The 24,936-nt window shown below is 67.0% G+C and carries 28 protein-coding genes; 14 read left to right on the forward strand and 14 right to left on the reverse strand.

Going from position 1 to position 24,936, the window contains the following annotated elements; all coding sequences use genetic code 11:
- The first annotated feature begins 349 nt into the window (after positions 1 to 349).
- Together ABZ827_RS29665 and ABZ827_RS29670 are read left to right on the forward strand one after the other, a co-directional pair.
- Positions 350 to 1,711 (forward strand): NCS2 family permease, encoded by a 1,362-nt coding sequence (locus tag ABZ827_RS29665; protein WP_357243803.1) that lies wholly within the window; start codon positions 350 to 352, stop codon positions 1,709 to 1,711.
- 97 nt (positions 1,712 to 1,808) lie between these two features.
- Positions 1,809 to 2,345, forward strand: a complete 537-nt coding sequence (locus tag ABZ827_RS29670; RefSeq protein WP_357243806.1) for a DoxX family protein — start codon at positions 1,809 to 1,811, stop codon at positions 2,343 to 2,345.
- A 181-nt stretch (positions 2,346 to 2,526) separates the two neighbouring features.
- Here the strand turns inward: ABZ827_RS29670 and ABZ827_RS29675 are convergent, their stop codons facing one another.
- The gene (locus tag ABZ827_RS29675) at positions 2,527 to 4,575 is read right to left on the reverse strand and encodes an ATP-dependent DNA helicase (RefSeq protein WP_357243809.1); all 2,049 of its coding nucleotides are present in this window, start codon (positions 4,573 to 4,575) and stop codon (positions 2,527 to 2,529) included.
- Between the two features lie 138 nt (positions 4,576 to 4,713).
- Here ABZ827_RS29675 and ABZ827_RS29680 point away from each other — a divergent pair, with 138 nt between their 5' ends.
- The 3 genes from ABZ827_RS29680 to ABZ827_RS29690 all read left to right on the forward strand — a co-directional run bounded on the left by ABZ827_RS29680 (position 4,714) and on the right by ABZ827_RS29690 (position 6,562).
- Entirely contained in the window at positions 4,714 to 5,589 is an 876-nt protein-coding gene (locus tag ABZ827_RS29680) for an oxidoreductase (protein WP_357243813.1), read from the forward strand.
- Between the two features lie 74 nt (positions 5,590 to 5,663).
- Positions 5,664 to 6,197 carry a transcriptional regulator gene (locus ABZ827_RS29685; protein WP_357243816.1) on the forward strand — a complete coding sequence of 178 codons (534 nt, stop codon included), beginning with the start codon at positions 5,664 to 5,666 and terminating at the stop codon, positions 6,195 to 6,197.
- Positions 6,198 to 6,262: 65 nt separating this feature from the next.
- Positions 6,263 to 6,562, forward strand: coding sequence for a DUF3817 domain-containing protein (locus ABZ827_RS29690; RefSeq protein WP_357243949.1), 300 nt, complete (start codon positions 6,263 to 6,265; stop codon positions 6,560 to 6,562).
- Positions 6,563 to 6,628: 66 nt separating this feature from the next.
- On the opposite strand, the gene rdgB is transcribed toward ABZ827_RS29690, so the two are convergent.
- The 10 genes from rdgB to clpS all read right to left on the reverse strand — a co-directional run bounded on the left by rdgB (position 6,629) and on the right by clpS (position 14,111).
- Positions 6,629 to 7,237, reverse strand: a complete 609-nt coding sequence (gene rdgB, locus ABZ827_RS29695) for an RdgB/HAM1 family non-canonical purine NTP pyrophosphatase (protein ID WP_357243819.1) — start codon at positions 7,235 to 7,237, stop codon at positions 6,629 to 6,631.
- Positions 7,237 to 8,010 (reverse strand): ribonuclease PH, encoded by a 774-nt coding sequence (rph, locus tag ABZ827_RS29700; protein WP_357243822.1) that lies wholly within the window; start codon positions 8,008 to 8,010, stop codon positions 7,237 to 7,239. Before rph ends, rdgB begins: the two co-directional genes overlap by 1 nt.
- Positions 8,011 to 8,053: 43 nt before the next feature.
- Positions 8,054 to 8,818, reverse strand: coding sequence for a cyclic nucleotide-degrading phosphodiesterase (locus ABZ827_RS29705; protein WP_357243825.1), 765 nt, complete (start codon positions 8,816 to 8,818; stop codon positions 8,054 to 8,056).
- Between the two features lie 69 nt (positions 8,819 to 8,887).
- Entirely contained in the window at positions 8,888 to 9,604 is a 717-nt protein-coding gene (locus ABZ827_RS29710) for a rhomboid family intramembrane serine protease (protein WP_357243828.1), read from the reverse strand.
- Between the two features lie 159 nt (positions 9,605 to 9,763).
- Positions 9,764 to 10,726 carry a cysteine synthase gene (locus tag ABZ827_RS29715; protein ID WP_357243831.1) on the reverse strand — a complete coding sequence of 321 codons (963 nt, stop codon included), beginning with the start codon at positions 10,724 to 10,726 and terminating at the stop codon, positions 9,764 to 9,766.
- Between the two features lie 7 nt (positions 10,727 to 10,733).
- Positions 10,734 to 11,009 (reverse strand): MoaD/ThiS family protein, encoded by a 276-nt coding sequence (locus ABZ827_RS29720; protein WP_357243834.1) that lies wholly within the window; start codon positions 11,007 to 11,009, stop codon positions 10,734 to 10,736.
- A gap of 40 nt (positions 11,010 to 11,049) precedes the next feature.
- A complete protein-coding gene (locus tag ABZ827_RS29725; RefSeq protein WP_357243837.1) occupies positions 11,050 to 11,472 on the reverse strand; it encodes a M67 family metallopeptidase in 423 nt (140 codons plus the stop codon).
- A gap of 627 nt (positions 11,473 to 12,099) precedes the next feature.
- Complete coding sequence (locus ABZ827_RS29730) at positions 12,100 to 13,161, reverse strand: P1 family peptidase (protein ID WP_357243840.1); 1,062 nt, start codon at positions 13,159 to 13,161, stop codon at positions 12,100 to 12,102.
- Entirely contained in the window at positions 13,158 to 13,727 is a 570-nt protein-coding gene (locus ABZ827_RS29735; protein ID WP_357243844.1) for a DUF2017 domain-containing protein, read from the reverse strand. Before ABZ827_RS29735 ends, ABZ827_RS29730 begins: the two co-directional genes overlap by 4 nt.
- Positions 13,728 to 13,748: 21 nt before the next feature.
- Positions 13,749 to 14,111, reverse strand: coding sequence for an ATP-dependent Clp protease adapter ClpS (gene clpS, locus ABZ827_RS29740; RefSeq protein WP_357243847.1), 363 nt, complete (start codon positions 14,109 to 14,111; stop codon positions 13,749 to 13,751).
- A 196-nt stretch (positions 14,112 to 14,307) separates the two neighbouring features.
- Between clpS and ABZ827_RS29745 the strand changes: the two genes are divergently transcribed.
- The 6 genes from ABZ827_RS29745 to ABZ827_RS29770 all read left to right on the forward strand — a co-directional run bounded on the left by ABZ827_RS29745 (position 14,308) and on the right by ABZ827_RS29770 (position 20,116).
- Positions 14,308 to 15,618 carry a nicotinate phosphoribosyltransferase gene (locus ABZ827_RS29745; RefSeq protein WP_357243850.1) on the forward strand — a complete coding sequence of 437 codons (1,311 nt, stop codon included), beginning with the start codon at positions 14,308 to 14,310 and terminating at the stop codon, positions 15,616 to 15,618.
- Positions 15,619 to 15,645: 27 nt separating this feature from the next.
- A complete protein-coding gene (locus ABZ827_RS29750) occupies positions 15,646 to 16,215 on the forward strand; it encodes a nicotinamidase (RefSeq protein ID WP_357243853.1) in 570 nt (189 codons plus the stop codon).
- Between the two features lie 63 nt (positions 16,216 to 16,278).
- Complete coding sequence (locus tag ABZ827_RS29755; RefSeq protein ID WP_357243856.1) at positions 16,279 to 16,614, forward strand: MmcQ/YjbR family DNA-binding protein; 336 nt, start codon at positions 16,279 to 16,281, stop codon at positions 16,612 to 16,614.
- Between the two features lie 109 nt (positions 16,615 to 16,723).
- On the forward strand, positions 16,724 to 17,800 hold the full coding sequence (locus ABZ827_RS29760) for a hypothetical protein (RefSeq protein ID WP_357243859.1): 1,077 nt from the start codon (positions 16,724 to 16,726) through the stop codon (positions 17,798 to 17,800).
- Between the two features lie 111 nt (positions 17,801 to 17,911).
- The gene (locus ABZ827_RS29765) at positions 17,912 to 18,568 is read left to right on the forward strand and encodes a PadR family transcriptional regulator (protein WP_357243862.1); all 657 of its coding nucleotides are present in this window, start codon (positions 17,912 to 17,914) and stop codon (positions 18,566 to 18,568) included.
- A gap of 357 nt (positions 18,569 to 18,925) precedes the next feature.
- The gene (locus ABZ827_RS29770) at positions 18,926 to 20,116 is read left to right on the forward strand and encodes an FAD-dependent monooxygenase (RefSeq protein WP_357243865.1); all 1,191 of its coding nucleotides are present in this window, start codon (positions 18,926 to 18,928) and stop codon (positions 20,114 to 20,116) included.
- A 16-nt stretch (positions 20,117 to 20,132) separates the two neighbouring features.
- Here ABZ827_RS29770 and ABZ827_RS29775 read toward each other — a convergent pair whose 3' ends face one another.
- The 3 genes from ABZ827_RS29775 to ABZ827_RS29785 all read right to left on the reverse strand — a co-directional run bounded on the left by ABZ827_RS29775 (position 20,133) and on the right by ABZ827_RS29785 (position 22,365).
- Positions 20,133 to 20,357 (reverse strand): hypothetical protein, encoded by a 225-nt coding sequence (locus ABZ827_RS29775; RefSeq protein ID WP_357243868.1) that lies wholly within the window; start codon positions 20,355 to 20,357, stop codon positions 20,133 to 20,135.
- Between the two features lie 35 nt (positions 20,358 to 20,392).
- Positions 20,393 to 21,178 (reverse strand): HNH endonuclease family protein, encoded by a 786-nt coding sequence (locus ABZ827_RS29780; RefSeq protein WP_357243870.1) that lies wholly within the window; start codon positions 21,176 to 21,178, stop codon positions 20,393 to 20,395.
- Positions 21,179 to 21,699: 521 nt separating this feature from the next.
- Positions 21,700 to 22,365, reverse strand: a complete 666-nt coding sequence (locus tag ABZ827_RS29785; protein WP_357243873.1) for a PhoU domain-containing protein — start codon at positions 22,363 to 22,365, stop codon at positions 21,700 to 21,702.
- A 107-nt stretch (positions 22,366 to 22,472) separates the two neighbouring features.
- Here ABZ827_RS29785 and ABZ827_RS29790 point away from each other — a divergent pair, with 107 nt between their 5' ends.
- The 3 genes from ABZ827_RS29790 (at position 22,473) to ABZ827_RS29800 (ending at position 24,931) form a co-directional block, all read left to right on the forward strand.
- Positions 22,473 to 22,868 carry a nitroreductase/quinone reductase family protein gene (locus ABZ827_RS29790; RefSeq protein WP_357243876.1) on the forward strand — a complete coding sequence of 132 codons (396 nt, stop codon included), beginning with the start codon at positions 22,473 to 22,475 and terminating at the stop codon, positions 22,866 to 22,868.
- Between the two features lie 297 nt (positions 22,869 to 23,165).
- Positions 23,166 to 24,065: an ABC transporter permease gene (locus ABZ827_RS29795; protein WP_357243879.1), complete on the forward strand. Its 900-nt coding sequence runs from the start codon at positions 23,166 to 23,168 to the stop codon at positions 24,063 to 24,065.
- Entirely contained in the window at positions 24,065 to 24,931 is an 867-nt protein-coding gene (locus ABZ827_RS29800) for an ABC transporter permease (RefSeq protein WP_357243882.1), read from the forward strand. Before ABZ827_RS29795 ends, ABZ827_RS29800 begins: the two co-directional genes overlap by 1 nt.
- Positions 24,932 to 24,936 lie beyond the last annotated feature (5 nt).

Genomic DNA, 24,936 nt, shown 5'->3' on the forward strand with positions numbered 1-24,936 from the left:
GCGCCCCCGCGGCGCGGCCGCGCGCCGCGCTCGCCCCCCGCCCCGGGGGGGGCCCCGCCCGGGAGGGGGGGAACGGTGGGGAGGGGGGTTATCGGAGGTTGGGGGTTCGCGCGTCGGGGTGCAGGGACTTCGGTTCGTAACAAGTTTCGGATACCGTTCCACTGGCGCTGACCGGCGTTGCGTCCGCACCGGGTGGAGGGTTGCCCGCAGAGTGGGAGCTGCCGGTCACGGTGGCCAGCGGGTACGCCGACGGAAGGACCCGGCGGGTGTCGCCGTGGTCCGCTCGATCTTCCGCCCGAATGTGGCCGGCGCCTGGACGGATAGGTAACGCTGAGCGACTGGAGGGCCGATGGCCACAGGTCTACTGACCCGGACCCGCGGACGGGTCGATACGTTCTTCGGGATCGGAGTTCACGGCTCGACGGTGAGACGTGAGCTGATGGCGGGGACGGTGACGTTCCTGGCCATGTGCTACGTGCTCGCGGTCAATCCGTCCATCCTCGGCGATCAGGGCGACCTCGGTGCGCAGGGCATTCCGACCCAGGCGGTGTTCACCGCGACCGCGGTGGCGGCGGTGGTGGGTTCGCTGGTGATGGGGTTGTGGGCGCGGTATCCGATCGCGCTGGCCCCCGGTATGGGGTTGAACGCGTTCTTCGCGTACTCGGTGGTGCTGGGGATGGGGATCCCGTGGCAGGTCGCGTTGTCGGGGACGTTGTTGTCGGGCGTGATCTTCTTCATTCTGGCTGTCACCAAGATCCGCGAGAAGATCCTCAACGCGATCCCGCTGCAGTTGAAACTGGCGGTCGCGGCGGGGGTGGGTACCTTCGTGGCTTTCCTCGGGCTCAAGAACGCGGGGATCGTGGTGGCCGATCCGGCGACCCTGGTAGGTCTCGGTGATTTCACCCAGGGCACCACCGCGCTGGCCTTGTTCGGGCTGGTACTCACCGTTGTCTTCCTGGTGCGTGGCTGGCACGGGGCGGTGCTGTACGGCATCGTGGCGACGGCGGCTCTCGGCATGATCACTGGGCTGGTGGACATCCCGGACGGGGTGGCCGCTATTCCACACGGGCTCGACGAAACCTTCGGGCAAGCGGTGATCCACTTGCCCGACGCGTTCACCGCGCAGATGGCGGTGGTGGTGCTGACCATGCTGTTCGTCGATTTCTTCGATGCGTCGGGAACGTTGATCGGGGTCGCGAACCAGGCGGGTCTGCTGAACGCGAAGGGTGAGCTGCCGCGAGCGTCGAGCGCGCTGTCTGCCGATGCGGTGGGCACCATGGCCGGCGCGGTGATCGGTACATCGACAACAACGGCCTATGTGGAGTCGACGGCCGGTGTCTCCGCGGGCGGCCGGACCGGGCTCACCGCGGTGGTGACCGCCGCCTGGTTCGCGGTGGCCATGTTCTTCTTCCCGATATTCGCGGTGGTGGCGGGTTCTGGTGCGGTGACCGCGGCGGCGCTGATCGTGGTCGGGGTGCTCATGGCGCGGTCCCTGGGCGATATCGACTGGAGCCGGCTGGAGTTCGCGGTGCCGGCGTTCATCACGATTGTCATGATGCCGCTGACCTATTCGATCGCGAACGGCCTGGCCATGGGGATGATCTTCTATCCGGTGGTGATGGTGGCGCGCGGCCGGTTCCGGGAAGTGCATCCGGTGATGTGGGTGCTGACTCTGGTGTTCCTCGGATATTTCTTCCTGCTCGCAGAATAGCCTGCGGCGCGGCAGGTTAGGCTAACCTAGCTATGGGATTCGGACCTCGGTCCGTTTGTTTCCGTGGCTAACGATCTGCCGTAGATGAGGGGTTCCGATGACTGCCAGTTCGACGCTCGACCGCACCGATGACACCACGACCAGAGATCAGGCTCTGTCCGGCGACATCGGGCTGCTGATCCTGCGGGTGGTGTTCGGACTCCTGTTCGCCACCCACGGCGCACAAAAACTGTTCGGCTGGTTCGGTGGTGAGGGGCTCGAAGCCAACAACGCGGGCTTCGAAAAGATGGGATTCAACCCCGGCAGCCTATTCGGCACGCTGGCCGGGCTCAGCGAATTCGCGGGCGGGCTGCTACTGGCTCTCGGAGCGTTCACGCCGCTGGCCGCGGCGATCGTCCTGGGGACGGGGATCGTCATCGTGAACACGGGGTTCAGCAAAGGACTGCTCGGCGGCTACGAAATGGGGCTGCTTTTCGCTGTGGTCGCGCTGGTGATCGCGTTCACGGGGCCGGGGCGGCTCTCGGTGGACTCGGGGCGGCCGTGGGCGCGTACGGGGCTGACGTGGGGGTTGGTGTCTGTGGGTGCTGCGGTCGTTGCTGCGGTGGTCACGCTGATCTTCAAAGGGGTGCTGTAGCTCGTTGGGCTGTTGTCGGCGCGCTTGGCGGCGAAGGTGACAAGTGGGCCGACTGTCCGCATGCGGGGAAACGGGGGTGGGGGTTGCATGCGGACCGGCTGGCAATAGGGAAATAAGCCCCGCCGGGTCGGCCGGGGGCGGTGATGGCGCTGAGATCGGCTGCGCTGCTGGAAGTTCGGTGTCAGACCGTTGCGGCGGCGTCGAGGCGGTGGAGGGCCTTCAGCACAATTTCCGGGTCGGCGGTTTCCCAGTATGGGGGCAGGGATGCGCGCAGGTAGCCGCCGTAGCGGGCGGTGGCCAGGCGGGGGTCGAGGATGGCGACGACGCCGCGGTCGTCCACGCTGCGCAGTAGGCGGCCGGTTCCCTGGGCCAGCAGGAGTGCGGCGTGGCTGGCCGCGACAGTGAGAAAGCCGTTACCGCCGTGAGATTCGACGGCGCGTTGCCGGGCCGCCAGAAGTGGATCGTCGGGGCGGGGGAAGGGGATGCGGTCCAGGATGACCAGGCTCAGGGACGGGCCGGGGACGTCGACGCCCTGCCAGAGGGACAGCGTGCCGAACAGGGAGGTTTCCGGATCGTCGGCGAACTTGCGGACCAGGGCGCCGGTGGAATCCTCGCCCTGGCACAGGATCGGCGTTTTCAGCCGGGAGCGCAGCGCTTCCGAGGCGGCCTTCGCGGCGCGCATGGAGGAGAAAAGGCCGAGCGTACGGCCGCCCGCGGCGGATACCAGCCGCTCGATCTCGTCGAGATAGGCCGGGGGTAGACCATCCCGGCCGGGGGCGGGCAGATGCTTCGCGACATAGAGGATCCCGGATTTCGCGTGGTCGAACGGTGAGCCGACGTCCAGCGAGGTCCAGCGCACGGTATCCGTATCGCTCGGGGCTTCCGCGCTGTTGGCCAGGGCCGGATCGACCTTGCCGCCCGACTGTGGCGGCAACCCCCAGGTGCGGGCCAAACCGTCGAACGAACCGCCGATCTGCAGAGTCGCCGAGGTCAGCACGACCGTCGCCGTACCGAACAACTGGCTGCGTAGTAGTCCGCCGACGGCCAGGGGCGCCATATGCAGGGAGCGGCGGGTGACGCCGCGGATCTCATCGGCCGATAACCACACCACATCGCGACGGGCCGCCGGATCGGGTTCGTCGAAGGCGGTGAGGGCACGGACCGCGCTGTCGTGGATCTCCTCGACAGCGGCGACGGCCATATTGCGGCCGGCGGCGGCCTCCGGATCGGAGCCGGGAGCGTTGGAGCCCTGCGGGTTGAGTGCGGTGCGCGCGTTCCAGGCGGCGTCCCGGATCAGGGCGAGGACCTGGCCGATTCCGTTGGGTAATACTTCCCAGCGGCTCGGGCCGAGATCCTCGAGGGCGCCGTGCCAGGCCTCGGCCGCGGCCTCGAGCCGGTCGACCTCCTGTTCGTCGATGAGTTTGGCGCAACGCCGGGCGGCGGCGCTGATGGCCGTCGCCGACAGTTCGGCTGTCGCCACACCGGTGACCCGATCGACCAGTTCGTGCGCCTCGTCGACGACAACCACATCGTGTTCGGGCAGGACCTGGATACCGCTGATGGCGTCGATGGCCAGCAGTGCGTGATTGGTGACGACCACATCGGCCTGCGCGGATTCGGCGCGGGCGCGTTCGGCGAAGCAGTCCTGACCGAACGGGCACCGGGATTTGCCCAGGCATTCCCGCGAGGACACACTGACCTGCCGCCACGCGCGGTCGCTCACCCCCGGGGCGAGTTCATCGCGATCGCCGGTCTCGGTATCGGAGGCCCATTCGTTGAGTCGTTTGACCTCACGGCCGAGCCGGGAGACCGCGAACGCGTCGAAGAGTTCCGCTTCGGCGGGTTCTTCCGGGATAGCGCTGTTGATCTTGTTCAAACAAAGATAGTTGTTGCGCCCCTTGAGGATCGCGAACTCGGGTGGGCGCCCGAGTGGTTTCGCCAGGGTCTGGGCGAGCCGGGGCAGATCCCGGTCCACCAACTGCCGCTGCAGGGCGATGGTGGCGGTCGAGACAACCACCGTGCGACCGGTGCGTACCGCGTACCGAAGGCTGGGTACCAGATAGGCGAGGGATTTGCCGGTGCCGGTGCCGGCCTGTACCGCGAGATGCTGTTTCGTCTCGATGGCGTTGTCCACCGCGGCCACCATGGTCATCTGACCGGGGCGCTCCTTACCGCCGAGCGCGGTTACGGCTGTCGCCAGCAGGGTCGATACGGGTGGAAGTTCGGGCACTCGGGCAGCCTACTGCGCTGCACCGACACCCGTGCGCGGAGCCGGGAACCGTGCGATCCGCGGCGTGTGCGCCGACCCGCCGGTCGGCACCGGGTCCCGGTACTTCACAGCGATCTTACTCAGCAGTAAGGTCGGGCCATGGCGTGGAAACCTGATCAGATACCCGACCAGCGCGGGCGTACCTTCGTCGTCACCGGAGCCAACGGCGGCCTCGGTGCCGAGACCACCAAGGTCTTGGCCGGTAAGGGTGCCACCGTAGTGATGGCCTGCCGTAACACCGACAAGGCGCGCGAAGTCGCCGATACGATCGGCGGCGACCTCCAGGTGCGCCGCCTCGATCTGGCCGACCTGTCCTCGATCCGCGAATTCGCCGACGCCACCGGTGAATTCGATGTGCTGGTGAACAACGCGGGTCTGATGAACGTGCCCTTCTCGCATACCGTCGACGGTTTCGAGACCCAGTTCGGAGTGAACCATCTCGGGCATTTCGCGCTCACCGGTCTGCTGCTGGACCGGATACGCGACCGGGTGGTGACGCTGGCCAGTATCGCCCATAAGCAGACCCCCAAATTCTGGGTCGACGACCTGAACTACGAGCACCGGCGCTACCAGCGCAACCTCGCCTACGCGCAGGCCAAACTCTCGAACCTGATGTTCGCGCGGGAACTGCAGCGCCGGCTGGCCGCGGCCGGATCGGCGAAACGGTCCTACGGCGTGCACCCCGGCGTTTCGGCGACGGAACTGTTCACCCGTACCGAGACCCCGCTGGACCTGATAAGCAAACCGGTTATCCGGCTGGTCGGGCACGCACCGGCGAAAGCGGCGCATTCCACTCTGTTCGCGGCGACGATGCCGGACGCCGATCCGCAGACGTACTGGGGTCCGACCCGGCTGTTCCAGTCCCAGGGGCCGGTGGAGGCCTCACCGTCGACCCGGCTGTCGAAGGACACCGATCTGTGGCGGCGGCTGTGGTCGGAATCGGAGCGGATGACCGGCGTCGTATACGACTTCTGACCGGCGACGACGGCGGCTGTCGCGATGCCCACCTCACACTACGGCCGGTGTAGTAGACGGGTACCGTGGTAGCCGTGTCCGAAACGCCCCGTCACACCGTGCACCGCCCGGCTCTGATCGTCCTGGTGGTCGTGCTCGCGGTGGCGGCGCTGGCGTTGGGCTGGTGGCAGTGGGAGCGGTTCTCCTCGGCCAGCGGGACAGCGCAGAATCTCGGGTACGCGATGCAGTGGCCCTTGTTCGCGGGGTTCGCCCTGTTCGCCTATTTCCGATTCGTACGGTTGGAGCGGGAGTCGGACGAGGACCTCGACCGGACCACCGCAGGCGAGCCGGCCGATCGAGTCACCGGCCCATCGAACACTTCCGGCGCGGTCGGCTCCGCGACCCTGTCCGGCCCGGCCGCCCTGTTCGGTCGACGCCGGACCGCCGCGGCCCGGGAGCCCCGCGAGATCCCGGCCGGATTCCTGCCCGAACGACCGCGAGCCGCCGACGACGCCGATCCGGTGCTCGCCGAATACAACAGCTACCTGGCCCGGTTGAACGCCGCCGGCGATACCGCGGGTAATCAGGCGGGCACCGAAGCCCGCGATTCTGAGAGGAGCGCGGGTTGACCGCCAGCGAGGAAACCACCACCGCCCCCGAATCCGTCGCGGCCCGCCCCACCGGCGACCGCAAGATCGCGGGGGCGCTGCTGCGCTACCGCGTCCTCGCGTGGACCACCGGTCTGTGGCTGCTGCTGCTCACCGCCGAGATGATCGCGCAGTACGGATTCGGGGTCGATACGCCGTCGTGGATCGCCATGGTGCACGGCTGGGCGTACTTCATCTATCTGATCCTCACCGCCGACCTCGCGGTGAAGGTGCGCTGGCCGATCAAACGCACTGTCGGCACGCTGCTCGCGGGCACGATTCCGCTGCTGTCGTTCTTCGTCGAGCATCGCAACACCCAGCAGGTCAAACGCGATTTCGGGGTGTGACCGAAACCCGTCGCGGACAGGCGGGGCGGGCCGGGTCGCGTGAACTGGGCACTGGACCCGCGAGGTTCAGCCGGCCAGCGCGGTGAGCGCCGGTAGCAACTTGGCCAGCGCGCGACCCCGGTGCGATGCGGCATCTTTTTGTGCCGGGGTGAGCTGAGCCGCGCTCAGTGCACCGCCGTCCGGATGGAACAGCGGGTCGTAGCCGAAACCGCCGTCGCCCTGCGGGGCCCGGGCGACTGTTCCCGGCCATTCGCCGCGCACCACGATCTCGGCGCCGGCCGGGATCACCAGCGCACAGGCCGAGACGAAGTTCGCGCCCCGGCGATCATCGGGAACATCTGACAGCTGGGCCAGCAGCAGCGCATTGTTCGCGGCATCGTCACCGTGCCGGCCGGACCAGCGGGCCGACAGCACTCCCGGCATACCGTTCAGCGCGTCCACCGCGATCCCCGAATCGTCGGCGATACACGGCAACCGGGTGGCCGCGGCCCCGTCGCGAGCCTTGGCCAGCGCGTTCTCCTCGAATGTGGCCCCGGTCTCCGGCGCCTCCGGGTATTCCGGGACATCGTCGAGACCGACGATCTCGAGACCGGACACCCCCGCCTCGTCCAGGATCCGGCGCAGTTCGTTCAGTTTCTTGGCGTTGCGGCTGGCGAGCAGAACCCGGCGCTTCATCACTTCTTCTTGGCCGGTTCGGGCGTCTCCGGCAGTACCCCGGGATAGGGGAGAGCGAGCGCTTCCTTCTGCACGACGAACAGCTGCTCGCAGCCCGCCAGCGCGGAATCCAGCAATTTGTCGAGTGTGGACCGCGGGAAGGTCGCGCCCTCGCCCGTGCCCTGGATCTCCACCAGCGTGCCGGTATCGGTGGCGACGACATTCATATCGACCTCGGCGCGCGAATCCTCCTCGTAGGGCAGATCCAGCCGGACCCGGCCGTCCACCACGCCGACGCTGACCGCGGCGATCGCACAGGAGATCGGCTGCGGGTCGGCCAGGCCGCCCGCGGCGCCGAGATAAGTGACGGCATCGGACAGTGCGACGTAGGCGCCGGTGATGGCCGCGGTGCGGGTGCCGCCGTCGGCCTGCAACACATCACAGTCGACGGCGATGGTGTTCTCCCCGATCGCGGCCAGGTCGATACAGGCGCGTAGCGACCGCCCGACCAGCCGGCTGATCTCCTGGGTGCGTCCGCCGACTTTCCCCTTGACCGATTCCCGGCTGCTGCGGGTGTGCGTGGCGGCCGGCAGCATCGCGTATTCGGCGGTGAGCCAGCCCAATCCGGAATCACGTCGCCAGGGCGGTACGCCCTCGGTGACGCTGGCCGTGCACATCACCCGCGTCTGCCCGAACTCGACCAGCACCGAACCGGCCGGATGCGTGGTGAAACCTCGGGTTATCCGTACCTCGCGGAGTTCGTCGTCCGCCCTGCCATCGGCTCGTCTCGACACGCGCTCAGCGTAGTGGGAGACCCCGGCCCGGCGGTGCCTGGGGCTAGAGGTCGAAGATCTCGCCGGGGGTTACGGCGTGAACCGGGCCGGTGAACTCGGCCTTGGCTTCGGCGATAACGTCCTCGCGGGAGGTCCAGGGCGGAATATGGGTGAGCAGGAGTTCCCCGACTCCGGCCGTGGCGGCGATACGGCCGGCTTCGGTACCCGAAAGATGTATGCCCTCGGGACGATTCGCGGGGTCATGGGTCCACGAGGCCTCGGCCATGAGAACATCCGCGCCCTGGGCCAGATCCTGGACCGCGGGACAGACCGCGGTATCACCGGTGTAGACGAAAGTGCGACCCGTGGCGGTGACGATCCGCAGACCGTACGACTCCGGCGGATGGAACATCCGCCGCGCGGTGATCGTGTGGCCGGGACCGAACTCGACGGTTTCCCCTTCTGTCCAGGCACGGAAATCGATCACATCGGACCAGTCGTCGCATTCGCCGCCGACCTCGGCCGAGGCATTACCGATCCGCACCGGTGCGTCGGACGGACCGCGGACGACAGCCAGCCCGGTGGGCGGACTCGGGTGGTAGCGCCGCCAGACGAGCAGCCCGGGCAGATCCAGGCAGTGATCGGCGTGCAGATGGGTGAGGAAGATGTCGACCTCGCCCGGATCGGCGTATCGCTGCAGCGCACCGAGGATCCCCGGACCGAAATCGATGACGACCGGCGACATATCCGGACCGGTGAGCAGATATCCCGACGCTGGGGAATCCGGGCCGGACACACTGCCCGAGCACCCGAGGACCGTGAGGCGCATGTCCCCATGCTGCCACGATGTTTCCCGATTCAAGACGGCATCCCCCGAAAATACTGGCCGCATCCGCGGTCACCGAGGCGAGGCGAGCGGCCCGGTGCGCAGTTGTCGGCGATGTCGACGTTCATCACTGGAGAGTACCCAGCCGGCGAACAGTCCACCCATCGCGCCGAAAAGGTGCCCCTGCCACGATATTCCGTCCTGACCTGGGATGACGCCCCATAGCAGGGATCCATAGAAGACGAGCACCACCAGACCGAGCACGATCTGGCCGACCTGCCGGGCGAACCAGCCGCGGCAGATCAGATAGGTGAGCCAGCCGAAAACGAGCGACGACGCCCCGATGTGCACAGTATGTGTGCCGCCGGTGAGCCAGGTACCCACGCCGGCGACGATCCACACGATCGCGGTGGCCGCCAGTCCCCGCCGGATACCGGTGGCCAGGGTCAGGAACCCGAGGATCAGTACGGGCAGGGTATTGCCGAGCAGATGGTCCCAGCTGCCGTGCAGCAGGGGAGCGAAGAGGATACCGTCCAGACCGTCGACCTCGCGGGGCTCGATCCCGGATGTGCAGTCGATGCAGTAGTCGATCATCGAGTCGACGAACTCGATCAGATACAGCAGGACCAGGAAGGCGAAGGTCAGGACACCGGCCAGGGACCAGGTGCGGCGGGTAGCGGTGAACCGGGAGCCGGGCGGCGGGGTCCCGGGTGCATTGCCTGGGCCGGGCCTCAGGGCGGAGATACGGTCTGGGTCGAATGAAGCGCCCAGCGGTGCGCCACCGGTCATGACGATCTCCTCCTCAGCGCGCCGAGCCGCGGCCGTACTGATTCCGAGGGTACTGTGTTTTCTTGCGCCGCCTCCGGCGCCGCGGGTTCGGGCCTTGGCCCGCAATTTCCGTGGTTACGGTCCGAGCCCCGCGGCATCGGATGCGCCGCGAGAACACACTCAAGCCCAGAGCTGCCCTTCGAGGCGTTCCTCGGCTTCCTCGAGAGTGCCGTCGTAGGCCCCGGTGGACAGGTATTTCCAGCCGCCGTCGGCGACGACGAAAGCGATATCGGCGCGCTTTCCGGCGGTGATCGCCTTGCGGGCCACCCCCAGGGCCGCGTGCAGGATCGCGCCGGTGGAGATTCCGGCGAAGATGCCTTCTTCCAGGACCAGCTCGCGGGTCCGGCGGACGGCATCGTAGGGGCCGACGGAGAACCGGCTGGTCAGGACGGATTCGTCGTACAGTTCGGGGATGAAACCTTCGTCGATGTTGCGCAGGCCGTAGACCAGTTCGCCGTAGCGGGGTTCCGCGGCGACGATCTCGATACCCGCGACCTTTTCGCGCAGGAACCGGCCGGTCCCCATCAGGGTGCCGGTGGTGCCCAGGCCGGCGACGAAATGGGTGATCTCGGGCAGATCGGCGAGGATCTCCGGACCGGTCGTCTCGTAGTGGGCCAGGGCGTTGGCCGGGTTGCCGTACTGGTACAGCATCACCCAGTCCGGATTCGCCGCGGCGATCTCCTTGGCCTTGGCCACCGCCTGGTTGGAGCCGCCGGCGGCGGGCGAATCGATGATCTCGGCGCCGAACATGGTGAGCAGCTGACGCCGTTCCACCGAGGTGTTCTCCGGCATCACGCATACCAGGCGGTAGCCCTTGAGTTTCGCCGCCATGGCCAGCGAGATCCCGGTATTCCCGCTGGTGGGCTCCAGGATCGTGCAGCCGGGGGTGAGCCGTCCGTCGGTTTCGGCCTGTTCGATCATGCGCAGTGCCGGGCGGTCCTTGATGGAGCCGGTGGGGTTGCGGTCCTCGAGTTTGGCCCACAGGCGTACCGGCAGATCGCCCTCCCACTGGGGCGAGAGATTGCGCAGACCGACCAGCGGCGTATCGCCGAGGGTGGCGATCAGGGATTCGTAGCGCGCCACCGGAGCGTCAGGCCCCGCCCGCGACGGCCGGGAGAATCGTCACCGTCGCACCTTCGCCGACCGTGGTCTCGAGGCCGCCGGAGAACCGGACATCTTCGTCGTCGACGTAGATATTGACGTAGCGGTTCAGTTTGCCCTCGTTGAGCAGCCGCTCGGCCAGACCGGGATGGTTGGTCTCCAGATCGTCGATCACCGCGGCGAGCGTGGACCCCTTGGCCTCGACGCGTTTCTCGCCACCGGTGTGGGTGCGCATGATGGTCGGAATGGACACGGTGACCGGCATGGGTACTCCTCGCTGTGTTATCTGTCGGAAATCGTGGTGGTCAGGCGGATTCGTAGGCGTTGACGATCTGGACCGGTTCCTCGGTCACCTCGCCCTCGAGGATCCGGTAACTGCGCAGCTCGTGCCGTTCCGGGTCGCGGGTGGAGATCAGCACATAGTGCGCGCCGGGCTCGGAAGCGTAGGAGATATCGGTGCGGCTCGGATAGGCCTCGGTGGCGGTGTGCGAGTGGTAGATCACCACCGGCTCCTCGTCCGCGTCGTCCATCGCCCGCCACACCTTCAGTTGTTCACCGGAATCGAACCGGTAGAAGGTCGGTGAACGCTCGGCATTCAGCATCGCCACGAAACGTTCCGGACGGTCCGACCCCTCGGGCCCCGCGATAACCCCGCAGGCCTCGTCGGGATGGTCCGCGCGAGCGTGCGCCACCATGGAATCCACCAGGTCGGCCCTGATCACGAGCACAATCGAACCTCTCCGCATATCGTCTCGGCCCTTCGCCGACCCATCACAGCCGACAACCACCGAGGATATTCACCTATTCCCGGCCCGCCGCACACCCCCCGCCCGCCGGCCCCGACCGAACGCCCCCAGCCGCCGATCCCAGCGCCCCTCACCGCTCTGAACCCACCCCGTTCCAACCTGCTCAACACCGCCGCCCAGCCCGCCAGATCCGTCTACAGACCTGTCCGCACGCGACTCCACCCGCTTCCTGCACACGCGACTCCACCTGATCCCCCGCATCGACTCCAGCCGTCGCCCCCGGCGCGTTTGATCCCCTACCGCCAGCCGGTCCGCGTCCGACCGCACCCCCGTTTCCCGCATGCGGCCGGTCCGCGTTGGTGGTTCGGGGCCCGTCTCGTTCTGGAGCGACCAGAGGGAGGGAGCGCAGCGACCGACCGTCGGGAGTGAAGAACGAGACCAAGGGGGCCCCGAACCCGCGACGCCGCAGGCGGCGCCAAAAAATACAGCAACCTTCGCGGCCGGGCTCACGTTCCCGCCTTCAGGGCCCGGCTCACCTCCCCATCTTCACGGCCCGGCCCGCCTTCCCGCCCTGACAGACCGACTCCACGCTGGCGTAGGCCAGCGCCATCACCCCCCGAACAGCTCCCTGTACGCCGGTATCCCCGCCACCGACACCGCGGACAGAATCGCATCCACCACCGCCCGCTCCACACAGACCGCCGCCGCCGTGCACAACTCGTCGACCAGCGGCAGGTCACCGGGAAACGCCGCCGGTAGCGCGGGCAATCCCGTCGGTGTCGCCGTCCCCGTCGCCAGCGCGAAGAACGTATCCCCGTCGAGCGGCGAATGCGCCGGCCGCACCGCCCGTGCCAGCCCGTCGTGCGCGGTGGTGGCCAGCCGCCGGCATCCCAGCGGGTCCAGCGGCGCGTCGGTCGCCACTACTCCGATCGTGGTGTTGAGGACAGTGCTCTTCACCGGCAGCGCGTTGGCCGCCGCCAGCTGTTCCTCGCCGGCCCGCCGCAGCCCGGAGAATTCAGGGCCGTCCGTCCCGACTCCCCACGGCAACCCGGTACGCGGATCGAAAACCGAACCCACCGGGTTCGCGACCACCAGCGCGCCCACCGTGACCCCGGCTGCCGCCCCGTCCTCGAGCCGGATACTCGCGCTACCGATCCCGCCTTTGAGGGCACCCGCCTGCGCGCCGACTCCGGCACCGACACAACCACGCAGGAAGTCCGGTCCCGCGGCTTCGGCTGCGTGATAACCGAATTCGGCAGTGGGCCGCGTGTACCAGTCGCCGACCGGAAGATCGAATATGACGGCACCGGGCACGATCGGCACTACCCGCCCGGGGTCGCTCGGGTCCATCGGGATGCCCTCGCCGTGTTCCTCCAGCCAGCGCATGACGCCGTCCGCGGCGGCCAGGCCGTAGGCGCTGCCGCCGGTGAGCAGGATCGCGTGCGCCTGCCGCACCGTGTTCGCGGGGTCGAGGAGATCCGTCTCCCGGGTGCCCGGGCCGCCGCCGCGAACATCGACCGCGGCGACCGCCCCGCCCGGCGCGCGGACCACGGTGCAGCCGGTGGCGGCGCCGGATCCGCGGGTCGCGTCCGGGTCGAGTACATGGTGGTGGCCGACCAGCAGACCGGAGATATCGGTGAGCGCGTTACGCGGTCCGGGTGCGCCGGTCACGGCGCCATCGCCTGCAGTAGTGAATCCTGCATCCAGGTGAGCCAGTGGTACACATCCAGATGCGGTGCGCGGGGGTCGTCGGGCGGGAACTGCTCCGGAGTGTCGGCGTCGATTTCCAGGACCACACCCAGGGCCAGCCGGACGTCGGTCAGCGCGGCGAGCCAGGCGTCGGCTTCCTCCGGGGTGAGTGCGATCTTGCCGCCCTCTTCGGGAAGGGTACGCAGGACGACCCCGGCGGCCGCGAGTTTCTCGTCGATGATCTCCGGTTCGTGTAGTCCGCGTAGCGCGCTGTTGAGGTCGGCGCGGTCCGCGTCCGGGGAACCGGGTTCGGCGCGATGGAATTCGGGCAGCAGCCGGGCGAGTCGCGGATCGTCCGGCGGGACGGTGTTACCGCTGCGCAGTCCGGTCAGGGCGGCGAGTTCGTCCTCGGGGGCCGACGACGCTCGCTCACTCAGCAATCCGGACACAGCGCCGACCAGCGAGCGCAGCACGCTCGCTTCGCGCGCGTCCATCTCCGACCGCAGTTTGAGACCGCTCAATGAGTTCTTCCGGCTCCATTTACGCACGTCGCTACGGTAACCGTCCGATCAGTCGTCTCGTTGCATGGTCGCCCACAGCCCGGCCGCGTGCAGCCGGCGGACATCCTGTTCCATTTTGTCCCGCGAACCGGACGATACGACCGCCTTGCCCTCGTTGTGCACCTTGAGCATCAACTCGGTCGCCTTGGCTTTGCTGTAGCCGAACAGCTTCTGGAAGATATAGGCGACGTAGTGCATGAGGTTGACCGGATCGTCCCACACCACCGTGACCCACGGGCGGTCCTCTGCCTCCAGGATCTCGGTGGCTTCCACTGCCTCGGGGGTCGCCTGTGCCGCCGACAACGCGGCGCCGGCGGCGCCTGCGCGGACCACGATCGTCCGGGAGCGGGGTGCTGTCTTGCACAAGGCCATGAATCCAAGGGTACGACTCGAGGAGTAATTCACAACACCCGGAGCAGCGAGAATACGCCTGCCTCCGGGCCACCGTGGATAATGGGCGAACTTCGTGGCACAACGCCCGGAAAGTCCCTGTCCGGAATGGTGCCGTCCCGGCCGCGCCGGGATGCTTTCGGCGGTCCCGGGCCCGGCCTGTTTACAGTGAACAACCGTGGACCCGCGCGATACGGCCGGCAGTACCGCCCTGCTGACCGACCAATATGAGCTCACCATGCTGGCAGCTTCGCTGGCCGATGGTTCGGCGGCTCGACGGTGCACCTTCGAGGTGTTCGCCCGGCGTTTGCCGCACGGCCGCCGTTACGGCGTGGTAGCCGGTACGGGCCGCCTGCTCGACGCCCTCGCGCGATTCCGGTTCGGCGAGGCGGAGTTGGAAATCGCCGCCGGGTTCCTGGACGCCGCGACCGTCGATTGGCTGCGGGATTACCGTTTCACGGGTGATATCGACGGCTACGCGGAAGGCGAATTGTATTTTCCGGGTTCACCGATTCTGTCGGTGACCGGTTCGTTCGCCGAATGCGTAGTGCTGGAGACGCTCGCGCTGTCGGTACTGAACCACGACAGTGCCGTCGCGTCCGCGGCCGCGCGGATGGTGAGTGCCTCGGCCGGGCGCCGCATGATCGAGATGGGCTCGCGCCGCACCCACGAACAGGCCGCGCCGGCGAGTGCGCGGGCCGCGTACCTTGCCGGTTTCCACGCGACCTCCAATTTGGAGGCCGTGCGCCGCTACGGGGTGCCGGGCGCGGGTACCAGTGCGCATGCGTTCACCTTGGTACACAGCGGCCGCGACGGTGCGCACGAGATCGAAGCCTTCCGCAGTCAGGTCGCGGCGCTGGGCTCCGGCACCACGCTGCTGGTCGACACCTTCGATATCACTCGCGGTGTGGCACTGGCGGTACAGGTGGCCGGGCCGGAGCTGGGTGCCGTCCGGATCGACTCCGGTGACCTGGGCGAACTGGCCCGCCAGGTCCGCCGGCAACTGGACGATCTCGGCGCCCGCAACACCCGGATCGTCGTTTCCGGTGATCTCGACGAGTACGCGATCGCGGCCTTGCGGGCCGAACCCGTCGATGCCTATGGGGTGGGCACCCAGTTGGTGATCGGGTCGGGGGCCCCGACCGCGGGCATGGTGTACAAGCTGGTCGAGGTGGACGGTGTGCCGGTGGCCAAGCGGTCGAGTCACAAGGAATCCCGGGGCGGCGCGAAACGGGCAGTGCGCCTGGCACGGTCCACCGGCACGATCCTCGAAGAGATCGTCTACCCGGCGACCGGCCGGACCCCGGATGCCGATGGTCTCGAAGTACGGGATCTGATGGTCCCGCTGGTGCGCGGCGGCAAGTTGCTCGACCGGCCGCCGCTGGCCGAATCCCGGGACCTGGTGGCGCGGGGACTGGTGAGCCTGCCCTGGGAGGGCCTCAAACTATCGGACGGCGATCCGGCGGTGCCGACCACATTTGTGGCCTGAACCGCACGCGAAGAGGAAACTGACAGTATGAAACGCGCGCTGGTCGTCGTCGATGTGCAGAATGATTTCTGCGAGGGGGGTTCCCTGGCGGTGGCGGGCGGCGCCCGGGTCGCCGGGCTGATCAGCGAGTACCTGCGCGACTCCGAGTACGACGTGGTGGTGGCCACTCGCGACCATCACGTAGATCCGGGCGCGCATTTCTCCGATACCCCCGATTTCGTGGACAGCTGGCCGCCGCACTGCCGGGTCGGCACGCCCGGCGCGGAGTTCCATCCCGGGTTCGATACCGGCGCCGTGCAGGAGATCTTCTCGAAGGGTGAGTATTCGGCCGCCTATTCGGGTTTCGAAGGCGCCGCGCCCGACGGCACCGCCCTGGCCGACTGGCTGCGGGCACGCGATATCGATTCCGTGGATATCGTCGGAATCGCCACCGACCACTGTGTCCGGGCCACCGCCCTGGATTCGGCCGCGGCCGGTTTCTCCACCCGGGTGCTGCTCGGCTTGACCGCGGGCGTCGCCCCGGCGACGGTCGATTCGGCGCTGCGCCAACTGGATCGGGCCGGGGTCGAACTCGCGGGGACAGTGGCCGGTGGCTGACCGGGCATCGCGTCGATCCGGCACGGAAACGTTTGTCGGTGCTCCCGGGCACAATTCACGTCCATGACTGCGACCGGGGATGATGTTCGCGCCTTTGCTCTTTCGCTGCCGGGAACCAGCGAAGAGTTCGCCTGGGGGATGCCGATCTTCCGAGTGGAACGCCGGCTGTTCCTCACACTTCCGGAAGACGAAACCTCGATGGCCGTGCGCTGCCCGATCATCGACCGTGACGAACTGGTGGTCGCCGAACCCGACAAGTTCTGGATCGCCGGTCACGAATCGGGGAACGCGTGGGTCCGGGTGCGGCTGTCCGCCCTCGACGACCACGACGAATTATGGGCCATAATCCACGATTCGTGGCGCCAGGCCGCACCACCTCATCTGCTCGAGCGTGGGTGACCTTTCGCCGCGGGGCGTCCGCCCGGAACACCTATTGCCCGATTCCTGATGTCGCTGTTGCCAACTCCGGGACCTACTGTTCATCGCAACTGTGTGTGTATAGGTGAAAATGGCCGCCATGTCCGGCATTCACAGGGTCGTCGAAATGATGCGCATCCGAGCATTGGAGGCAGGCGTCAGCATGGGCCGGGTCGTCCACAGTTACCCCACAAATGTTGGGAAAGTTTTGCGAGAGGCAGCGGATACGGCAGATGGCCTCGAGGAGGCCGCCCGGAAGCGGCTCTCCAGCATATTCGACAACAAGGTGCAGGCCCGGCTCACGAGCGGTGAGGGAGACCGGCGATCCCATTGGTTGCTCTACGCGGGCGATAATGTGTACGCGTCGACGGTGCACAACAAAAATTACAACCTTGCGCAATCCAGGGCTTTGATGTGGCACCTGGATGAGTGGATCCGGGCGACCGCGGGAAAAAAACGCATCATAATCGTCGAAGGACGAGTGCCGGATGTGCCGGCTGGTTTCCGGAAGGTATACGACTCCCTTCTCGAGAGGGTGTTCGCGTCCGAACGAGGTGAGGTCGCGGCTATCGTCCTCAAAGGGAAAGTGGAGCGCGTCAAGGTCGTATCGGGGGAAGAGGGCGAGGGCCTCCAGTTCGCGGCGCTACTGCAAAACCATCGACCGGAGCATGTTCTCGGGTATTACGTACTACGCCAGATGCCGCAGGCGCTCGCGGCGCGGAAGAAGGCGCTCGATGCCGGGGAGCCCGCTCTCGATATGGATACGTATCTGAGTGAGACGCTCGACAGGTTCGCCCCGCATATGCCCAAGGGCATGGATGCTCGGCACACGTTCAACGATTTGATGGCCCGCGAGTACGCCCACACCGGCTTCGATGGGCAGTTCCGCGAAGGTGATGAGCACTGGCTGATGCGCGAAACGAACGATCCCGCGATCAAGGGAGCTGAGACTCCGGTGCAGGAAGTCTCCCTGGAATGTAATCAGCGGCGGGACAAACACTTCGCGGAGCTGTACCAAAACCTGGTGGACGAGGGGTACGCCGTATTCGGCCAGTTCGGCGATATTCACAAACTCGATGTCCCGCCGAAGATACGCGCGTTGGACGACAGCACGGCGGTCGAGCTCCCCGGGGGGTCCCCTCCGGCGGACCGGCCGACCGGCGCGTAGCGGGCGTGGCCGGCCCATCGATATACCGCGCGGTGGAGACCGCCGCAGTGGAGTGACTGTTGAACCAGGTTGCTCGTAGACGTATATTCGTAGACGAGTAAGGAGGTTGCGGTGGCGAAGAAGCGCAAGGTGAACAACCTGCTCGCGCTGGCCGTGCTCGCCGTGATGCGGGACGAGTCCATGCACCGGTACCAGATCGCGGCGCGGCTGCGGGAGTACGGCAAAGACCGGGATATGGATATCAAGTGGGGGTCGCTGTACACGGTTGTGCAGAACCTGGCCAAGGCCGGTTTTCTCGAGGTGGTGGGCAGCGAACGGGAGGGTGCGCGGCCCGAACGGGTGATCTACCGGATCACCGAGGCCGGCCGGGCCGAACTCGTGGACTGGACCCGGGAGCTGATCGCCGAACCGCAGCCCGAACGTGGCCGCTATATCGCCGGCCTGTCGATACTGGCGGCGCTCCCCCCGGACGAAGTCGCGGAGTTGCTGGGCAGGCGGCTCAGCGCGCTGCGGGAACAGATCGCGCAGGTGAAAAAGGAGTTCGCCGAGCTCTCCGGGACGCTGCCCAGGCTTTTCCTCATCGAATCCGAGTACGGGCTGGCAGTGCTGGAAGCGGAGGCCGAATGGACCCGGGCGCTGCGCACCGAACTTCTCGACGGAACCTTCTCCGGCCAGGCGGAATGGCAGTCGTGGCATACCGGGAAAGGTGTGGACGCGGCTCGTGCCCGCGCATATGTGGAGGGAGCTGATAGACCCACCGACCAGTGAATTACACCGGGCTCGGAGGTGGTGCGGCTACACCACCACCGAGACCGGATCACCGTCTCGGACCCTGTCCGCGCGTACGCACACCCGGCCACGAGTTTGGCAGAACACAGGATAACCGGGTCGGCGTACGTCCGCCTGCGGTCCGGTCATCGACCGGCTGCGGATGGGCTCCTCGAGCGCACCCGTCGAGGCGGGGCGCAGGACGGTTCGCCAACCACAGAGGTTCGGGGCCCGTCTCGTTCTGGAGCGACCAGCGGAAGGGAGCGCAGCGACCGACCGCCGGGAGTGAAGAACGAGACCAAGGGGGCCCCGAACCCCGCGCCGCCGGAGGCGGCGCCATAAACAAGGAGTACTCCTGTGTCCGGAATACAGACCGCGCTGGTGATCGGCGGCGGAATCGCGGGGCCCGTTGCGGCCACCGCACTGCGGAAGGCGGGTATCGGGGCCCGCGTCTACGAGGCCTATCCCGGGCCCGCGTTCACGATCGGCAGCGGGCTGGCCTTGGCGCCGAACGGCGTGGCCGCCCTGGATGTGATCGGTGCGGGCGACGCTGTCCGCGATATCGCCGTGCCGATACCGCGAATGTCGCTGTCTGTCGGTGGCAAACTGCTTCCGGCACCCAGCCTGCCGGATCAGCCGCCGATGCAGCTGGTCGATCGCGCCGAGCTGCATCGCGTACTGCACGAGCACGCCCTGGCTGCCGGGGTGCCTGTCGAGTTCGGCAAACGCCTGGTGGCCGTCGACCAGACCGATTCGGGGGTCACCGCCCGGTTCGCCGACGGCAGTACCGCCTCAGCCGATGTGCTCATCGGCGCCGACGGGATCCGTTCCACCGTGCGAGAGCTGGTCGATCCGGCGGCTCCGGGCCCGGAATTCACCGGCATGCTCGGATTCGGCGCGACGGTGGAATGCGATATCGAGACCCCGGACGAAACGATAGTCTTCGCCTACGGGAAGCGGGCATATTACCTGTACTGGCCGATCGGCGACGGCAGGATCGGCTGGGGGGCGAATCTGCCCAGCGCGGAATATCTTTCGCTGACCGAGGCCCGCGATATCCCGTCAGAGCGCTGGCTGGAGATCCTGCGCGAGACCTACGGTGCGGATCATCCCGGCGGCCCACTGGCCCGGGCGACCACTCCGGAACAACTGGAGGTCACCGGCGCATTGCACATCATGCCGCCGGTGCCGCGCTGGTACCGGCAGCGCATGGTGCTGGTCGGCGATGCGGTGCACGCGCCGTCCAACAGTTCCGGCCAGGGGGCTTCACTGGCGATCGAGAGTGCGGTCGAACTGGCACGCTGTCTCCGCGATATCCCCGATCCCGAGACCGCGTTCGCCGCCTACGAACGATCGCGCCGGTCCCGGGTCGAGGGGGTGGCGGCGCGCGCCGCGAAGATCAACCACAGTAAGACCCCGGGCCCGGTGGCCCGCAAAATAATGCAGTTGATCATGCCCATCATGGCCCGGACGATTAACCCGGAGAAGATGGTCGGCACCGAACAGCGCTACCGCATCGATTGGGACGAAAGGGTGCCGGCGCGCTGACGCACCGGCTGTCCCGTCAGCATTCGAAGGGGATGGTGTTGCCCGCGGCATCGCGGGCACCCGTCCCCTTCGCGATGGCCTCCGCCAATTCGGCGCAGGTTTTCCAGGTGCGGGGTGGGGTGTCATCGAGATTGCCGATCGTGTACCACTCCTCGGTTTCCCGATAGCGCACCAGACCGTGACCGCCCGGATCGAGGGTGATATCCAGGGCACCCGATATCGTCCCGGCTTCCCGGGTCATAACCGACGTTTCGGCCGGCAACTCGATGACTTCGGCTATTTGAACTCACCTCGTTTTGCGCAGTCGTCCACCGCGGTACGCAATGCGGTCTGCTCGTCCTGATCGACGCTCAGCCCGTACTTTAACTTGATCTGGACGTAGTGCGAGATATATCCGCACCGGAAACTTCCCGGTGGCAGGTAGTCCGAGGGGTCCTGGTCACCTTTGGACCGGTTGGCGGAGGGGTCGGAGGCGATGAGATTCACCGCGTCGTTGGCGATCCGGCGGCGGGTGTCGGTATCCAGGTCCTTGGCACCGGACCGCCAGGCCTCGGCGAGAGGGACGATATGTTCGGCGTCGACACCGGCCGGGTTGGTAATGAATTTGTACGGCTTCAGTTTGCCGGTTTTGGAGTCCATGACCCCGTAGGCGTCCTGCCAGCCGCCACCTTTGCCGATCTTCAGATCGCAGGTCTTCGCGTCCAGGGTGACCTCGCCGGTGGCGTCGCGCAGCATCATCACTTCGCGAGTGGTGCATTTGCTGTACTGGGCGAATTCCGGGCCGAAACCGTGTTCTGCTTCGTTGTTGTCCCAGTGCGGGAACTTCTCCCGGCTGTAGCCGGCCATCCCGGCCTCGGCTTTCACCGGGAGGCGGTCCAGCGCGGAACGCATTTCGGTGGCGGAGCCGCTGACGGATTTCGCGGCACCCGCCGCGGGGTCGGTTGTGCTGTCGCGTCCTTCGACGAAATATCCCGCGGCCAGGACCACCACGATCAGAATCGGTACGGCGACGGCGGCGAACTTACGTATCGGTGCGGGGAGTACGGAGAGCAGCGATTTCATCGCGCCACCTCCGAGAATCGTGCGGGGGTGGGCGATACGCCCGGACCTTCTTCATATGCTGTGGGCTTCAACGAATTTCCTTGCCGAGTTCCGGGTTGTGCCGAGCGTCAAGCTACCGGTCGCCCAGCTAACTCGAAGCTACTGCGCTGTGTGAGATTCGGCATACTCGCCCCGCGGCACCACCCCCGAGCCGCCGTGCCGGCGCCGACTCGGGGGTGAGCCTGCCACGAACGAGGGCTCGTATACCCGGCGCGAATCGCGGGCCGGCTGTCCGGGCCGGTTGCCGCGTGGCGGCCGCGGGGCTTGATGAGGGGGAGTCCCGTGGCTGCCGGTACGCCGGATGCGCTCGTCGTGACGTTTTTCGACCGGAGCTGGTCCGGTGCGTTCGGTGGTATGAAGATGTGCCGGCAGGTGAACATTTCGTCGACGTTCGGTGTCCAACTGCCCAAGGCCCGTGAAAAGCATAGGGAATTCCCATGATTGGGAGCGGGTGGGGTATCCGTGCGAGTTTTCCGGCGCTTTCAGCCGGTGGCTTCGTCGTCCGGGACGATCTGGGCGGTCGGGGGGACTCCGGTGTCCAGGAAATGGATCAACCGCTCTATACGGTCGGTGTGGTCGAGTGTGCGTGAGAGTTGGTAGCCGACGAGGGCGAGGGCGATGGCCGTTTCGGTCGCGTTGTCGGTGGCGGACAGTGTGGCGTGCAGCTTCTGATTCAGCGCCTGCATGGTGGCCTGTCCGTCGTCGTCATCGACGGTGTGCCGGCCGGTGGTGACCGCGCCCTGGGCTCGCGCGGTGGCCTGCGCGGTGCGTCCGGACATCCGGCCGAGCAGATCGAGGACCGGCGCCGCGGCGATCGGTTCGGGATGGCTCCGGTACACCTGGTCGGCCACCTGGCTGAACAGGTGGCCGATGCGGGACAGTTCACCGGCGATCTGGATGGCGGTGACCACATGGCGCAGGTCGCGCGCCACCGGCGCCTGTAGTGCCAGCAGGACGACGGTGCGGGCTTCGCATGCGCCGTACATCGTCTGTAACCGTTCGTCGAGGGCGAAGACCTCGTAGGTCGCGGTGAGATCGGCCCCGACGAGGGCATCGGTCATACGTTCGGCCGCCTCGTGGGTCAGGCGGCACATCTGTGTCAGATCCGCGGTCAACGCGACGAGCTCGTTGGTGAACTGAGTTCGCACGGGGGAATTGTGGCCCATAGCGCGCGTATCGGTCGAATGATCCGATGATTCGTTGTCTCGGGTGCGCGGGCGGGCGCGTACTCCGATTCCGGTGTTACCGTCGCCACATGACCGATTTGCGAAGTATCAAACATCGCGTCGTCACAACTATTCAGCGCCGCGTGGCCAATCCGCTGAACCGGCGGGTGCCCGTGCAGCAGTTGCTGGAGACGACCGGCCGGGTCAGTGGCCGGCCCCGGGTGGTCCCGATCGGTGGCCGCCGTAGCGGTAACGAGTTCTGGTTCGTCTCCGAGTTCGGTGATCGCAGTGATTACGTGCGCAATATTCGCGCGGACGGCCGGGTCCGGGTGCGATTGCGCGGTGAATGGTACTCCGGCACTGCGCATCTGGTGCCCGATGACGATCCGGTGCGACGGCTGTCTTCGCTACCCCGTGGCAACAGTGCCGTCGTCCGGGTAATGGGCACGGATTTGTTATCCGTTCGCGTCGATTTGGACGAATGATTCGCGCCGGCTCGGACGGCCGGCGAATCGGTGCGAATTCTTCTTGTCGGGGCGGCGGAAATTCAGGTAGAACTTGTTCTCATTTACTTTCGGCGGTCGAGTGACTGTCCACACAATTGGCGATAGTTGATGCGCCGGGGATATTTCTCGTGGGCACTGTCACACCGCCGCGAATTTGTTTGTCACCTCCCGTAACGATTAGCTTCCTCTCCGTTGGCATCGATGCCGGACCGGAGAGATTGAGCGCATGAACTTCGCAATATTGTGTGCCGCGGCGGCGGTATGCGGATCTCGGCGATGATTCCCGAGAGCCATACCGCGGCGATCGATTCGGACCCCCGTTCCGATTCCGCCGGAACCCCGCCGCCGGTACCCCGGGAGAAATCCGCACGGGAGATCGTCGGCAAGAACTTCTCGGGCACCATCGTGTCCTCGGTGCGAACCTTCGGCCGGGCCGTCGGTATGGCCCAGGAATCCGTTGCCGGCACGGCTTCGGACCTGGCCCGCGGCCGCTTCCAGTGGCAGGAGATGCTGATCCAGGCGTGGCGACTGGTGACGGTCACCGCCTTCCCGGCCATCTTGATGGCGGTCCCGTTCGGTGTGATCGTTTCCGTCCAGGTCGGCAACCTGATCCACAATCTCGGTGCCGATTCGCTGCTCGGCGCCACCGGCGGCCTCGGGGTGATCAAACAGGGCGCCCCCATGGCCACCGGATTCCTGCTCGGTGGAGCCGGGGCCGCGGCCATCGCGGCCGACCTGGGCGCCCGCACCATCCGGGAAGAGATCGACGCCCTGCACACCATGGGGATCAGTCCGATACACCGGCTGGTGATCCCGCGCATGGTGGCGATGCTGCTCGTCGCCCCGCTGCTGAACATTCTGGTGATCTTCGTCGGTATCGTCGCCGGGTATCTGGTGGCCATCGGCGGGCAAGGCGTGACGCCGGGGTCCTACTGGGCCACCTTCGGATCGTTCACGACCGCCGCCGATGTGTGGGTTTCACTGCTCAAAGCGATCATCTTCGGGTTCCTGGTGGTGATCATCGCCTGTCAGCGCGGGCTGGAGGCCAAGGGCGGCCCGCGCGGGGTCGCCGACGCCGTGAACGCCGCGGTGGTGCTGTCGGTGGTTTCGATCGTGATCGTCAATCTGGCGATGACCCAGGTGACCGCCATGTTCCTGCCCACCAGGCTGGCATGATGGCGGCCACCTCGTACGCCCCGAAGGGGCTCGGCCTCGTCGCGCGCTATTTCCGGCGCGGCAGCCGGGTCCTGGGCGCGGTGGATTCGCTGGGTTTCGTCGTGGTGTTCTGCTGGCAGGTGCTCTCCTCGATACCGCTGGCGCTGCGCCGCTACCGGGGCGAAACGCTGCGGGTCATCACGAATATGACCTGGGGTCGCGGCTCGGTGATCGTCGGCGGCGGGACCGTGCCGATGATGATCGTGCTGGGGCTGGTGATCGGCGCCTCGATCGGAGTCGAATCCTTCGCCACCCTGGACATGCTCGGGATGGGGCCCGTCACCGGAATCGTCTCGGCCTTCGCGACCACGCGGGAACTGGCACCCATCGCCGCCGCGGTGGGGTTCGCCGCGCAGGCCGGTTGCCGGATCACCGCGGAGATCGGTTCGATGCGTATCTCCGAGGAAATCGACGCCATCGAGGCGCTGGGGCTGCGGTCGGTGCCGTTCGTGGTGACCACCCGGGTCATCGCCGGCGCGATCGCCATCGTGCCGACCTTCCTGATCGCGCTGATCGGCTCCTACTTCGCCTGCCGCGGCCTGATCACCCTGGTACACGGTCAGTCCGCCGGGGTCTACGACCACTACTTCTTCCAGTTCATCGCCGGGTTCGACATCATCGCGGCCACGGTGAAGGTGGCGGTGTTCGGCACCGTGGTGATCTGTGTGCACAGCTATTACGGATTCTTCGCCACCGGCGGGCCCGAAGGTGTCGGTATCGCCTCGGGGCGGGCGGTACGCGCCAGTTTCGTCGCCATCATCGCCATCGACATGGTCCTGACGATCGTGCTGTGGGGATTCAACGCGGCGATCAGCTTCACGGGATAGGGACA

Origin of the sequence: Nocardia sp. NPDC019395, from assembly GCF_040632335.1 — a bacterium.
GTDB lineage: Bacteria > Actinomycetota > Actinomycetes > Mycobacteriales > Mycobacteriaceae > Nocardia.